12 protein-coding genes are annotated in these 13,914 nt (G+C 66.2%); 2 read left to right on the top strand and 10 right to left on the bottom strand.

The features are described 5' to 3' along the window. Positions 1-5 precede the first annotated feature (5 nt). Genes ACYVBS_RS04780 through ACYVBS_RS04765 form a run of 4 tightly spaced genes read right to left on the bottom strand, consistent with a single transcriptional unit; the run spans position 6 to position 6,295 of the window. Positions 6-2,387: an LTA synthase family protein gene (locus ACYVBS_RS04780; RefSeq protein WP_460822128.1), complete on the bottom strand. Its 2,382-nt coding sequence runs from the start codon at positions 2,385-2,387 to the stop codon at positions 6-8. A 13-nt stretch (positions 2,388-2,400) separates the two neighbouring features. After that, positions 2,401-3,684: a YaiO family outer membrane beta-barrel protein gene (locus tag ACYVBS_RS04775; RefSeq protein ID WP_460822127.1), complete on the bottom strand. Its 1,284-nt coding sequence runs from the start codon at positions 3,682-3,684 to the stop codon at positions 2,401-2,403. Next, positions 3,681-5,195, bottom strand: a complete 1,515-nt coding sequence (locus ACYVBS_RS04770) for a glycosyltransferase family 2 protein (protein WP_460822126.1) — start codon at positions 5,193-5,195, stop codon at positions 3,681-3,683. The genes ACYVBS_RS04775 and ACYVBS_RS04770 overlap by 4 nt, the downstream gene beginning before the upstream one ends. Next, on the bottom strand, positions 5,192-6,295 hold the full coding sequence (locus ACYVBS_RS04765) for a HEAT repeat domain-containing protein (RefSeq protein WP_460822125.1): 1,104 nt from the start codon (positions 6,293-6,295) through the stop codon (positions 5,192-5,194). The genes ACYVBS_RS04770 and ACYVBS_RS04765 overlap by 4 nt, the downstream gene beginning before the upstream one ends. Positions 6,296-6,699: 404 nt before the next feature. Between ACYVBS_RS04765 and ACYVBS_RS04760 the strand changes: the two genes are divergently transcribed. Together ACYVBS_RS04760 and ACYVBS_RS04755 are read left to right on the top strand one after the other, a co-directional pair. Further along, positions 6,700-7,722, top strand: coding sequence for a tetratricopeptide repeat protein (locus ACYVBS_RS04760; RefSeq protein WP_460822123.1), 1,023 nt, complete (start codon positions 6,700-6,702; stop codon positions 7,720-7,722). A 138-nt stretch (positions 7,723-7,860) separates the two neighbouring features. Beyond that, positions 7,861-8,028 carry a hypothetical protein gene (locus ACYVBS_RS04755; RefSeq protein WP_460822122.1) on the top strand — a complete coding sequence of 56 codons (168 nt, stop codon included), beginning with the start codon at positions 7,861-7,863 and terminating at the stop codon, positions 8,026-8,028. A 27-nt stretch (positions 8,029-8,055) separates the two neighbouring features. Here ACYVBS_RS04755 and ACYVBS_RS04750 read toward each other — a convergent pair whose 3' ends face one another. The 6 genes from ACYVBS_RS04750 to ACYVBS_RS04725 all read right to left on the bottom strand — a co-directional run bounded on the left by ACYVBS_RS04750 (position 8,056) and on the right by ACYVBS_RS04725 (position 13,855). Further along, positions 8,056-9,528, bottom strand: coding sequence for a tetratricopeptide repeat protein (locus ACYVBS_RS04750; protein WP_460822121.1), 1,473 nt, complete (start codon positions 9,526-9,528; stop codon positions 8,056-8,058). Beyond that, entirely contained in the window at positions 9,516-10,907 is a 1,392-nt protein-coding gene (locus ACYVBS_RS04745; RefSeq protein ID WP_460822120.1) for a glycosyltransferase, read from the bottom strand. Before ACYVBS_RS04745 ends, ACYVBS_RS04750 begins: the two co-directional genes overlap by 13 nt. Further along, a complete protein-coding gene (locus ACYVBS_RS04740) occupies positions 10,861-11,889 on the bottom strand; it encodes an NAD-dependent epimerase/dehydratase family protein (RefSeq protein ID WP_460822119.1) in 1,029 nt (342 codons plus the stop codon). The genes ACYVBS_RS04745 and ACYVBS_RS04740 overlap by 47 nt, the downstream gene beginning before the upstream one ends. Before the next feature lie 125 nt (positions 11,890-12,014). After that, positions 12,015-12,626, bottom strand: coding sequence for a lysophospholipid acyltransferase family protein (locus ACYVBS_RS04735; RefSeq protein ID WP_460822118.1), 612 nt, complete (start codon positions 12,624-12,626; stop codon positions 12,015-12,017). 19 nt (positions 12,627-12,645) lie between these two features. Continuing rightward, the gene (gene arfB / locus ACYVBS_RS04730; RefSeq protein WP_460822117.1) at positions 12,646-13,065 is read right to left on the bottom strand and encodes an alternative ribosome rescue aminoacyl-tRNA hydrolase ArfB; all 420 of its coding nucleotides are present in this window, start codon (positions 13,063-13,065) and stop codon (positions 12,646-12,648) included. Between the two features lie 85 nt (positions 13,066-13,150). Further along, positions 13,151-13,855 carry a pseudouridine synthase gene (locus ACYVBS_RS04725; protein WP_460822115.1) on the bottom strand — a complete coding sequence of 235 codons (705 nt, stop codon included), beginning with the start codon at positions 13,853-13,855 and terminating at the stop codon, positions 13,151-13,153. Positions 13,856-13,914 lie beyond the last annotated feature (59 nt).

Genomic DNA, 13,914 nt, shown 5'->3' with positions numbered 1-13,914 from the left:
GTCGCTCACTCTTGAAGGGACAAGGCAATTCGGTACTTGCCCGCGCCCACCGGCTTACCGGTGTCGGGATGCGATGGGATGACCGCCATGGAATACGTGCCGGAGGCGACGCCTTTGGACTTGAGCGGGATGCGAACGCCGACCTGCCCGCCGGATGCCACCGTCATCAGCCGTCCGTAGCTTTCACTCACCTCACGGCCCCCGGCATCGGCCAGCACCACTAGGGGCACAAACGGAGGCGACGACGTGGCGGAATGGTTGGCAAACGTAACGGTCACTTCCAACTGTCCGACCCGGGGCAGCGGCGGGACCACCACCCGATCAACGGACAGCCCGATCGGCATTGCCGGCTGCAGCGACACGCGATCCTGCTCTCGGAACGGCACCAGTATCTTGGGGGTCTCCTGCGGCACCAGCGCCAGGCTCCGCGCGAGGCGGTCGTTGGCCATGCGGAAGCCGTCAAACTCGGCGCTGACCCGCTGCAGGGCAGCGGCATCGTCATCCGGCTCGATCTCCATGCCATCTCGAAGCACGTACAACACCCCCTGGTTGAGGAAGTGCGCTCCGGAAATGAAGTCGACCAGGTTGGTCTTCGTCTGTTTCAGCGGAAACGCATGCACGTTGCGGAATCCGGGCTCGACATCCAATCCGGTTCCCAGCCATGTCACGCGCGCCGGCGAACGGATGCGATGGTGCTTGCCCAGCCATGCCAGCACCGAGGGTGCGATGTCGAATTGCGAGGACACCGAACGAATCCGCCGCGGCGACTTCAGGCGTGGCGAATGGATCAACAGTGGTACGTGGTAGCGCTCGATCCGCGTATCCATCGGGATCTCGGGCAGGCGATGGTCGCCGGTGACCACGTACACGGTGTTGGCATGTTCGGGACGCTCACGCATGCGTTCGAAGTAACGACGCAGCGCATCATCGGTGTAGAGAATTGACTCGTAGATGGCCCGTTGTTCGTGGTAGCGCCCGCGCTGTGCCGGTCCGATGCCGAGCGCATCCAGATGACGATCCAGCCGCTGCGCGTATTTGTCCTGCCCCGGGAACGTGTAGGGCGTGTGCATCGTGATGGTCTGAATCACCGTTACCGAGGGCGTCGCCCCTACCGGATCCTCCAGCACACGCTCGAACAGATCACCGTCCGCAAACCCCCACTCGTTGGCCGTGCGGTAGTGACCACCAAAATTCGCCGGGCCGATGATCCGGCCCACCCCCTGACGCAGCAGGAATTGCCGCTCGTTGTCGAAGTTCGGGTCGAAGCCGGCGTAGAACGCATGCGAGTAGCCGTTTTGCTTGAGCACGCTGAGCAACGTCGCGTGCGCCGGCATGCGCTGCTGCAGCGCGGCGAAACCGCTCTCGGCGAACGGCAACGAGCCGAAGATCGACGGGAGCGCCCCGAAGGTCCGCCCCTGTACGGCAAGGAAGTTGTCCCAGTACAGGCTTTGGGAGGCCAGCTCGTCCAGGAATGGCGTGAAGCTGCCCAGCCGGGCATCCGGGCCGGAGAAAGTCCTGCCCAGCCCCTCCACCACGATGAACACCAGGTTTGGCGGCGGGTCGCCGGGACTCGCCGCGAACAGTGGGCCCAGCGTGTCGGGCGTCTGTTCGGGGTGCAAGAACGGATGCTCTGGATCCGCCCCGGGCCGCACCTGGGCCGCGACGACCGCAGGCGCTCCGGCCGGAGGCGACATGGCGTGATCGGCCTGCCTACTGCGCAGGTACGCCCGACTTTCGCCCAGCAGAAACCCGGTCTTGTTAAGCGCCAGGTTGTAGCCGTCTTCGCTCTGGAAATAGCGCGCGTCCACATGCGAAGGCAAGATCCATGCGCCCAACGTGCCCAGCAGCAACAGCACGACACCCGGCGCGGCGCGCGGCTTGGCGGGCCGCCGACGCCCGAACCAGACCAGGCCAGCCCACAGTGCGGCCAGCGGCAGCACGAGCATGGTGACGGCACGCGGACCGACGTCGGCTCCCGCGCGTACCGAGGTGCGCAGCTCGCTCCATGTGTAGCCGAAGACGTCGGCCCCCAGCGGCACGCGAGTGGTCAGGAAATACTCACCCAGCATCGCCTGCGCCAGCACTGGCAGGGACCACAGCAGGCCTAGGCCCACCAGTTGCCACCGCCCCCGGGCCAGCGCGAGCACCGGCAGCGAGAGCAGGAACAGGGCCGGGAGGCATTTGACCGTCGTCAGCAGGTCCGACCACAACGCCGGCGCCACCAACTTGAGGGCGTAAAGGCGGGTGCCCGCCTGAGTGGCTGCGACCAGCTCAACGGCGTGGGCGACAACAATCGCCAGCACCACGGCCGGCAACAGCCACACGAAGATGCCCAAGGCCCGACGCGTTCGGTGCGCGCCCGCGGACGTACCGGTATCGCGATCCATCAGGACAACCTGGTCACCAGCGTGTGTAAATCGAAGCCGACACACCTCGTTCGGAATAACCGTCTACATTGTCGGCATAGTTCACGCCGACCTTGAAGCCCAGCCGCGGCACGAGGTACTTGACGAAGGCCACGCTGGCCGAGGAACTGCTGTCGTCCAGGATGACGCCGCCCGCGCCACTGCGCTGTTCGGTACTGCGTCCGGAGCCTGCCGCAGCCTCCACGTATTCATCGCCGTTCCCGGCGAAGTAGTACCGCAACAATCCCCTGAAGCTGAGGCTATGCGAATCAACGTCAGGCACGTACAAGGCGCGCCCACGCAGGTAGAAGTCCCCGACATAGCGGCCGACACCAAGGCCATACAACTCAGTGGGCGAATCGCCAAATTCAAGGCGGTCATAACTGGCCGACAGCTCCCAGCCCTGGCCCACCCCTTGGAACACTTCCACGCGCCAGGATCGGTCAGGAAACAGGTCCGGCGTAGGGGCATGCTGGTAGCGCAGGTTCGCATACGCACGCGACCATACGTCGACGTAACCATCCAGCGCCCACGCGACATCACGCTGCTCGAACCGGGTCGCCCCCAGCCACTCAAGACCCAGTGAACCGCGCTGGAAGTATCGGCGCAGCGAGGCCGACTGCTCGGTCCAGCCGTCACGTTCCGGGCGGAACGTGGTTCGGCCCACGTTGAACCGCGCCGCCCAAAGATACCCGTCGGCTGCGATGGCCTCCGGGTTGGCGGCTTTCGGTTCCAACGCACGCAGCGACGACTCGACCATCGTCGGGTCCGCACCGACGGCGCCGGCCGCCTCGAAATCCGCCCGAGCCGCCGCCACGTCACCGGCCGAACGGTAGGCGCGCGCACGCGCGAGCAGGGGGGCGGACTCTTGCGGTTCCAGCGCCTGCCATTGGGCATAGGCCTGCACGGCCTGGCCGGGACGATCACTCCACAGATACATGTCGCCCAGTGCCGACCAGGCATCGGCATACGTGGGCGACTTTTCCACGACCGCCAGCAGGTCGACCTCGGCCGCCTGCCATTGCTCCATCCACGCCAGCGTGCGTCCGCGAGCCAAAAGCACGTCGGAGTTGCCAGGTGAGCGCTCAAGCATGCTCGCGTACAGGGCCAGCGCCGCTTCACGCTGTCCGTTGGTGGCCAGATTGCGCGCGCGGCGCAACTGCGCCTCGTAACCCTCTTCGGCCTCGCCAGTCGGAGTCGGCACCGCGGGTAGCACGGGGGTCGGCTCGGGGTTCGCCGCGGCCAGCAGAATCGCAAGTGTGAGGGTGGATGACGTCATGGGGTTGTTTCCATTTCCCGGACAGGTCGCACCGGGTGGGGCTCATGGGGATGCGCCGGCGCGTGCGACGCGTTGTCGGCCTCGTGCTGCCAGTTGGCGTGGCGCTTGATCTTGCCCCAGCGAGCCCGGCCGCGCAGATGGGTCAGCCAGCGCACCAGTCCGATCAATCGCCAGACTGCCGTCAACTGGCGATAGCCGAAGTTCTCGACAATCGCGACGAAGAACAGCTTGAGCTGTTGCGTCGGTCGCGGATACAGGTGGAACGAAAGCTCTTCCAACAGCAGCGCGTTCACCGACAGCAGAATGCCCAGCCCCACCGACGCGAACAGAAAGACGAAGAACGCCTCCGGGGAGAGCAGTCCGACGGCCCACAACACCAGCACCGCGACGTAACCCAGCACCTCGACCACCGGCCCCAGCCCTTCAAACAGCAGTATGAAGGGGTAGGCCAGCCGACCCACCAGGCCGCTATTGCGCTGGAACATCATCCGCCAATTGGGCACCAGGCTTTCCATCAGGCCCCGCTGCCAGCGCACGCGCTGGTTGCGCAGCGACTTGAAATCCTCCGGCGCTTCGGTCCAGCAGATGGGGTCAGGCACGTAGGTGATCTTGTACGGCCGCTTTTCCTCGCGCAGTTGGCGGTGCATGCGCACCACGAGTTCCATGTCTTCGCCGACGGTATCCCGGTGGTAGCCACCCACGGCAATCACGCGCTCCTTGTAGAACACGCCGAACGCACCGGAAATGATCAGCAGTGCGTTCATTGGCGACCACCCCATACGCCCGAACAGGAAGGCACGCAGGTATTCCACCAACTGGAACAAAGGCAGCGCCTTGCGCGGAAGCGCCACTTCCGTGAGGAAGCCATCCTTGACCGTGCAGCCGTTGACGATCCGGATCACGCCACCGGCCGCGACCGTGGTCGCATCTTCCAGGAACGGCTGGACCACGCGCGACAGGCTGTCGTGTTGCAGGATGCAGTCGGCATCGACCACGCAAAACAGCGGATAGCGCGCGCAATTGATGCCTGCGTTTACCGCGTCGGCCTTACCGCCATTCTGCTTGTCGACCAGTCGTACCCGCGGGAAGGCGGTCGATGCATACACCCGGTTGACCGGCTCGGTGTCGATGCGCTTGCGGTAGGCCTCGGGGAACTCGACTAGGGCGAAGGCCTTGACCAGGACATCGAGGGTTGCATCGGTGGAGCCGTCATTGACGACGACGATCTCGAAGTCGGGGTAGTTCAGCCTCAACAGCGAACGCACTGAGGAGACGATGGTGCGCTCCTCGTTATGGGCCGGCACGATAATGCTGACCGGCGGCTGGTAAGCGCTGAAATTGTTGGGCAGGTACTTCGCCCCCTGCTCGCGCATGTGCCGGATGATGCCGAACATCGACACGTAGTTGAGCAGCAGGTACCCGACGTTGAGGCAGACGAAATAGATGAGGAAGACCCACTGGATCGCCTCAAGGAACCAGACCAGTGCCGGAGGAAGGACGCCACCGTTCATCGCTCCACCCCCATGCGCTGTTCGGCCATCACCTGATCAAGAATGTCGCTGGCGAACCGGTCGGTCTGGCGATTGCGGATGCGCTGCACGGCCGTACCATCCATGAACGGCAACTTGACCAGCGCCTGCGCGGCGCGATAGCGAACCCACCATTGTTCGTCGGTCAGCAACGGCAGAAGCTGCTGCTCGTCGCCCAGCGTGCCCAACCGGCCCAGCGCGGTGGCGGCGTGCATGCGCACGTGCCAACGGGGGTGCGAAAGCAGTGACCGCACCAGGTCCAGGTCTTTTGGCTCGGCCAATACCTGCAGGCAGGTAGAAACCAGATGGTCATCGTTGGACGTGGCCACGATCTGGCGAATCACCGGCGCCGCCTCCTGGGGACTTACGCCCGCCAGGAAACGCACCAAGCGCGGCGCCACGTCGGCATTGGCGCGCAGGACGGCTTCGCCCAGCTCATGCGAGACACGGTCAGGTCCCGCCTCGCGAAGGATGTCGGCCACGCTGCCCTGCGACCAGTCGCTGCGCGTGACGATGTGCGGCACGAACAGCGAGACCGCACGGCTCGGATCAATTTGCATCAGGGCACGGGCGGCGCACAGGGACACAATGGAGCTGCGGTCATCCAGATAGCGCGCGAGACGATCGAAGTGCTCGCGGCTCTTGAGGTAACCCAAGGCAATGATGGTGACCACGCGATCGTGGAAGCTGCCGTGCTCAAGCTCTGCGTGAAGGCGCTTTTCCAGCCCGATCGTGCGCGCGATGGCCTGAAGTGCCGAGTTGTCCGCACCGCGCAGGCTGGCGTGCACGTCATTCCATGCCTCAATGAACCCGGAGACGTCGCGGGCCGGCAGCGAGGCGGCACCCGCGGTGCCGCCATGGGCCACGTCGACCAGGATCCGGCCCCAATGTTTGGCCGCTCGCTGGTGCTCGCGCTCCCTGCGCAGCACCGACTGCCGCATTGCCAGGATCACCACCATCGTGGCCAAGGACATCGCCAGCACCACGACGCCCAGCCAGAACGCAAACACGACCTTCGCATCCGCGCCACTCAGGAAACCCAATCCCACCATCGTCACCATCTCCCCAAGGCTGCCGGACATCGCCCGCACGCGCCTGCCACCCGCGTGCGCACGCGCACGCATGCATTACCAGTGAATGCGCGGAAAGGCCGGGCGTCCAAACCCGCCTTTTGCGCACCCACAATCTTGTGCATCGGACAGGGACCACCGCGACAGACGCGGCGCCGCACCAGCATGCTGAGCGGCCGCGCTGAAGATCGGTTGAGAAGTGGCAGCACACGCCGACCGGCGACCCATGGCCCGGAATACGGCGAAGCAACCTAACGCCCCCTTTCGATGGGAATTATTGCGGCTTTTGTCACATTTTGCAAAACTGCCCGTTGCAATTTTTTCGACGTGGTGTTTTGCCACACTCCCTGCTTTTCGACGCTGCCTGCCGGACTTGTCCTTCGGCGCCGCACACACTTCCCAGAGACGAACCGGCCATGCTTCGAATCACCCGATCCAGGCTGCTGCTCGCTGCCGTTGTCGCATGCCTGTTGCTTGGTGCGTTTGGCACCTGGGTGCTGCTGCACCCGGCCAGCATATGGGTGCAGCCATGGCGCGCCGAGCGCTCCGACTCCGCCGAGCGCATCATCTTCGGCCCGTACCCGGTCGAGGCCGATTTCGAGTTCCTGAAAAAGCGCGGCGTCACCACCATTGTCAGCCTGCTCAACCCCGACCTGCCCTATGAGCGGTTGCTTCTGGAGGAGGAACGCGAGCGCGCCGCACGCCATGGCATGACGGTGAAGAACTTCCCCATGGGCAGCATCCTGGGCCAAACCTTCGGAAAGGACTACGCAGCCAACTCGCGTGCGGCGGCCGAGGCGGCGCTGCGCGCGGAGGGCCCTGCCTACATCCATTGCTACCTGGGCCTGCATCGCGCCAAGAACGTGCAGCGTCACTTGGCGGACTTTGCCAGCAGCGAGACCTACGCCGGCTCGGTAAAGCGCGAACGCTCGCCGGACCGAATGGCGCTGGACGAGGCCAGTCGCGCCCACCGGGAGGGACGCTACCAGGATAGTCTTGGCGAGTTGGCGAAGATCCAGACCAAGGACGCCAACGCCCTGCTGCTCGAAGGATCCAACCACGTGCGCCTGAACGATCTGGAGGCCGCGGACGCGGCGTTTGCGCACGCACTGTCCGTCGCGCCGGGCCATCCGGGCGCAACCACCGCACTGGGCTTCGTCGCCCTTCGTCGGCACAACGCCTCGCAGGACGATCGAACGCTGCTTCAGGCCAAACATCACTTCGAGGAAGTGTTAGCCGCTCACCCCGATGACCTGGAAGCCACGGAGGGTCTCGCCTATGTGCGCTATCGCCAAGGCCAGGGTGGCAAAGCACGTTCTTTGCTGCAGCGGGTGATCAAGGCCAACCCCGAGCATGCGGAGGCGCGTGCGCTGCTCGAGAGGCTGGATGCGGGTAACCGGACCGAGCCTGGCGCGCCACCCGCGACGAACGCGCCCTGAGCGACGACTCGCGGCGATGAGCGGCCGCCGAGTCGGGGCCGCGCAGGGCCGGCATTCATCAGGAAGGCATCGGCGCAAGCATTGCACTTGCCGCACGCGCGGCGCAGTCTACGCCATGGGACGAACAGGGGACCTGCCATGAAGAACAGCAACCCATCCGGCAAACAGTTGCGCTTTGCCAACACCCGGCAGCGGCTGCTGTCGTTGTTCATGCTCGCGGTGTTCGCGGGGCTGATCTGGCTGGCGGTGAGCGGGCGCTCCGACGAGATCTTCTATGGCATCGCGGCCTGGCTGGGCTCGCTGTAAAACGCCCTCACGCGTTGACCGGGCGCTTCACGGGCGCCCGGACCACGGGCAGCGATCCTGCAGGAACTCGCAGAAACGGTAGCGCAGGGCGAGACCGACGCTCGCGCCATCGTATTGCCCGAACTCGTTGAAGCGCTCGCTGTAGGCGGCCCGCGCCACCAATTGCCAGTGGGTGAAGATGCCGAGCGTCAACTCACCCGACACGTCCAAGGCGCGCTTCCAACTGGTGAACTCGTCATCGCGCTGCACGCCGGCCACGGCCTGCAACTGCAGCCCCTGCTCCTCGCCCAGCTTGAAGTACGCCGAGACCAGCGGCGCCACGCGCACATACCGGTCCGGGCTGTAGTAGCCCTGCCCCGGGTCACGGCTGTAGCCGAACCACTCCGCCTGCCCGCCCACGTCCACATTCACCTTGTCCAGGCGCGCGATGGCGTGGCGGTAATCCACATCGACACCGAGGCGCCGATTGTCGGCCGTCAGATCGCCCCAGCCTGCCCGCGCCTGCACGGCATCGCGCAAGGTGGGACGCCACTGGACATCCAGGCTGACACCCGTCTGCATCACGCCGAGGGAAACCGACCGCGGGGAGGCCGCGATCCGGTCACGGTCGACGCGCAGGCCGATGTCGAGGTCGTCGCCCAGCCGTTGCCCGTAGCTGATCCGGCCAATGGTCTCCTCCTCATCCGGCGCGTCGATCGAGGAGCGCCCCACCCAGGCCTGCAGCGTGGCGTCAGGCGAGAAGGCGTGAATCACGCCCAGCCCCGCACGCCGTTCGTCGAGCCTCGCCCCCCCGCCGACCGGCGCGAACGGACCGGCCGCCGGCGCCGAGTGCTCGCGCGCCACCGCGTCGGCCAGCAAGGTCCACCGGTCGGCCAGACGCAAGGCCATTTCGACACCAAGGGACTCGATGCGGATGTCATCGGAATCCTCGTACACCGACCAAGGCACGCCGACGCTGGAAAACAGCGCCTGCCGCACGGATCGCGCCAAGCCGCGAGTGTCAGGCGCCTCCGGGCGCGCCGACTCGACCGTGGTCAACGGCGCCAGCGCCTCGTGCGGCCACGCGCCACGGCGCAGGGCCACGGCCTGGGTGTAGGCAAGATCAGGATTGGCCGGTTCCGCGCCCAACAACGGACCGTTGAGCGCAAGCGCAGCATCGCGACGCCCCGCCCAGGCGTGGATCCGTGCACGCAAGGCACGCGCGTCGTGGTCATCCTCGCCCAGCGCGTCGAGCGCCTCGATCGCGCCCGCCGTATCCCCGCGCCAAGCCAGGAACCGGACGCGATCCAACTGCGCCGCACGGTCGCCGGGGTGCTCCGACAAATGACGGCCCATCAAGGCCAGGCCATCGCCGATTCTTCCGGACCAGGCCGCTTCGCGTGCCTGCTGGTCCAAGGCCGGGACCTGCGCCAGCGCGGCCGCGGGCAGGACGGCGGCCAGCGTGGCCACGAGCATCGCTCCTGACCGCCGCCCGCGCGGCGACGTGTTCACTTGCGCCATTTGCGGTTCCCCGTGATCCACAGGTCGATGGCGAATCGCCCGATCGTGATGAAGTCGTACGCAATGAGCAGGTAGCGCAGCGGCGTGATCGCGATGCCCTTGAAGAACGTCGCGATGCGGTCACCTGGCGACACCGCCAGCAGCACCGCCAGGGCCAGGAGCATTTCCGCCACCAGCGTGACCACGAGCGGCTCCCACATGCGCATGATCACCATGATCAGTAACGCGGTGGGGAACGCCACCTTCTCGAACGCGGACAGGAACATCGCCCAACCGATGGGACGACCATAGCGGTGGGTGAAGTTCTCGCCAAAGGGCTGGCGGTACTGCTCCTTGATCTTGCGCATCTCCTCGATGCGCTGCGTTTCGCCGCTGGCCTTGGCCCGGCGGCGCTCGCGGTGGCGGCGCCACAACCGGAACGGCGAACGCAACAACTGGTCGAAGTAGTAGCAGCTTTGCAGGAACGAGGAAGACCACAGGTAGACCTGCCGGGGCAGACGCTGCACCTCCGGCTCTTCCGATCGCGCCAGCACATCCTGCAACTGCACGTTGCGATAGCCTTCGTTGTTGAGCGCGAACCCGATGAAGATGTCCTCGGAGTTGGTCAGGTCGTCGCCGAAGATGGGTTCGTACCGGTCGAACAGATCCTTGACGTAGCGCCGCCGGTACGCGACCGCGCAGCCCACGGGGTTGGTGATGCCGCCGAAGAACACCATTTGCCCGCGGTACACGAAGCGCTGCAGGAACCGGTACAGGCAATCACGGTAGGCATTGGTCATCCACCACCACACACCACGCAGCCAACCACGCTTGGCGTGCGGGTCGTCGTAGGTCGCCGCGCCGTGCCAGAGCTTGAACGCATCGGTCTGCGCCAGCGCATGCCGGTTCTTGGGGCGCATGGGCAGGATGGTGCCGCACGCACTGGCGATGCCGACGCCCTGGTACAGCTCCTGGACACAGCGCTCGAGGTAATCCGGCGACTCCAGGAACGTGTCGCCATCGAGGATGAACTCGACGTCGGAGTCGAACTCGCGGGACTGGCGTTTGATCGTCGGCGTCTTGCCGATCGATGCCGCCCGCTCGAACACGGTCAGGTTCAGGCCCGCCGCCGCCGCGTACTCACGGGCACGCTCGACGGTCCGATCCTTGCCGCCGTCGTCCACGAGGATGACATGGCGCGGCTGCAGGGTCTGCAGCCGTACCGACGCCAGGCAGTGGATGATGTTGTCCTCCTCCTTGTAGGCAGGAATGACGACGTCGACCACGGCTGTTCGCCAATCTTCGGCCGGGGTTGGAACCGTCTTGTCGGGCCCGCGCAGCAGCCCGATGGCACTAAGCAATACGTTCGGACTGAGAATGAACCAGGGGGCTGTTGCCATCGGACTCTTCCTGAATGCGCGCGCGCTCCACGGCGACCAGGTCGTCGATGGTGCGTTCCAAGGTGTAACGGTGTTCGAAGCCGGTCAGCGTGCGCAGCCGGGAGAGGTCGGGCTTGCGGCGCAGGATGTCCTCGAAGTCTTCGCCGTAGGCTTCCCGCAACGTCAGGTGCTGGATCGGGGAATGACTGCCCGCGCGCTCGACCACCAGTTGCGCCAACTCGAGGATGGTGATTTCGCGGTCGTTGCCGACGTTGACGACGACGGTGTCCCGGCCAGCCACCGACGCCAGCGCGTCCAGGGCCACCACGGTGTCGCGGACGTCGCAGAACGAACGCGTCTGCTGGCCACCGCCGAACACGGTGATCGGCTCATTGCGTACGGCCTGGGCCACGAACCGCGGCACCACCATGCCATAGCGTCCTACCTGGCGAGGGCCGACCGTGTTGAAGAAGCGTGCCACCACCGCCGGGATGCCATAGCGCTGGGCGTAGGCCAGCCCAAGGGCCTCGTCGGCGATCTTGCTCACCGAGTAGCCCCAGCGCGTGCCGGCGCGCGAACTGACGACCAGATCCTGGTCCTCGTGCAGCACGCCCCGGTCGTTGTGGCCGTAGACCTCGGAACTGGAGGCAAGGACAACCTGGGGCCGCCATCCGCCTTCGCGGGCGGCGCGCAGCAGGCGCTCACACGCGGCGATGTTGACCGCCAGGGTCTTGGTGGGTTCGGCGATCACGCGATAGACGCCTACCACGGCCGCCAGGTTGTAGATGCGGTCCGCCCAGGCCACCGCCCGGTCCAGACGAGGCCAGGTCAGGATGTCGGCCTCATCGAACCGCAGGCGCGGGTTGTCGGCGTGGCGGGACAGGTTCCCCAGGGAGCCCGTCGACAGGTCGTCGACCACGTGGACATGGTCACCCCGCATCAGGTGCAGGTCGACAAGGTGCGACCCGATGAAACCGGCACCGCCGGTGACGAGCACGTGCATGGCCTTCCCCCTGTGTGCGGCCTGCCGTCACGGCGGGCCGCCACCACATGCGTGGTGTTCAATCCAGTATCTGGCAAGTCTCATGCCAGCGTCGATCCCCGTCGACTAAAGGCGTAGCGCCCCGCTCAATCCGTACCGTGGTGCTTGCCCTGCCAAGGGCGGTACCAGGTCCGCAGGCGGGCCAGGTCGGCGTCCAGGTCGTCGCCCGGCGTGAACAGCGGGCCGAAGCCGATGAGGCGATCCGGGTAGTGGAAGTAGGCGGGCAGCACCGGGACCCCGGCGGCCTTGGCGATGCGCCAGAAACCGGGTTTCCAGCGCTCGACGGGCTTGCGGGTGCCCTCGGGCGCCAAACCGAACCACATTTTGTCACTTTCAGCCAACAATGCGGCAGCCTGGTCCACCACCCCGTGCGCGGCGCTTCGGTTCACCGGGATGACGCCCAGCCGGGTCAGCACCCCGCCCAGGACCGGCACCCGGAACAGCGAATCCTTGCCCAGCAGGCGGATTTCCAGGCCCATCGCCAGCTTGGCGGCCAAGCCCCAGACCCCGTCCCAATTGGAGGAGTGCGGCGCGGCGATCACCACGACCTTGGCCACATCGGGCAACTCCCCGACCACCCGCCACCCGCCCAACCGGAGAATGGTGCGCCCCAACCAGCGCGTGAAACGGTTCGGCGGCACCTGAGGGACACGGGGCGGCAACACGGGGACGATCGGGGCACGGGCGGGTTCGGGCATGGGGCCTCAATAAGCGGTGTCAGTCCCAGTCGCGACGACCGCGACCGCGCTTGATCGTACTGCGTTCGCGCTTGGTCTCCAGCCGGCGCTCCTTTGACGCGCGCGTGGGGCGGGTGGCGATGCGGGGCACGGGCGCGTGCAGCCCCCCCTCGATGAAGGCCGCGAGCCGGGCGCGGGCATCCTCGCGGTTGCGCTCCTGCGTGCGGAAGCGCTGGGCATTGATCACCAGCACACCTTCACCCGTCATGCGCCGGTCGCGCTTGGCCAGCAGGCGGGCACGCACCGGCTCGGGCAGCGATGGCGACTGCGCGACATCGAAACGCAGCTCCACGGCGGTGGCCACCTTGTTGACGTTCTGCCCACCGGGCCCAGCCGAACGCACGAAACGCTCGACCAGCTCGTCGTCGGCGATTTCCACGTTGGCGCTCACTCGCAGCATGGACTGGCTCCCGTTTGCCTGCGCATTGTAGGGCGACGGGCGTTGGCGCCTGTCGTGGCCTGCCTTCGCGCAGGCAAGCGGTGCACTAGGGCTGGAAACCCTCGAACAACGCCAGCACCCGGCTGAACTCCGCATCCAGCGGTGCGGTCGCGACCACGCGCGCGCCCGTCACCGGATGCAGGAAGGCCAGGCGCCGGGCATGCAGCAGCATGCGGTGGATGCCGAGCATGCGGAAATTGCGGTTGTGCCGGCCGTCGCCATGGCTGGTGTCGCCGATCAGGTGGTGCGAGACGTGCTTGAGGTGGCGACGGATCTGGCGGAAACGCCCGGTCTCCGGCTGCGCGCACAGCAACGCATAGCGCGAGGTCTCGAAGCCGGTCGATGGCACCGACAACTCGGTGGTGGCCAGGCACGTAAAGCGGGTGATGGCCAGCTTCTTCTGCGGTTTGCCGGGCCCGCCATCCAGCGGATGATCAACCGTGAACTGCGGCTCGGGCCACCCACGGCAGACGGCCCAGTAATCCTTTTCCACTTCGCGCGACATCATCACCTGCCCCAGCGCCGAGGCGGTGTCGCGATCGAAGGCCAACAACAGCGCGCCGCTGGTGGCGCGATCGAGGCGGTGGACGAGGAAGATCGGTCGGCCGAACTGCTCGCGCAGCCGATCGGCCGCGAAGTCGGTCTCGCCCCGGGCCAGCGCGCTGTCGTGGACCATCAAGCCGGCGGGCTTGTTGATGACGGCGAGCCAGTCATCGACGAACAACACCTCAAGGGGGGAACTTTCGGACATCGGGACCAAGGGGAATTCTGGGACAATGCGCCCATTGTCAACCATCGTTCCACCACAAG

It is taken from the genome of Lysobacter olei (assembly GCF_054777355.1).
Note: the sequence above shows the minus strand (reverse complement) of the source record. Positions and strands in the feature narration are given on the sequence as shown.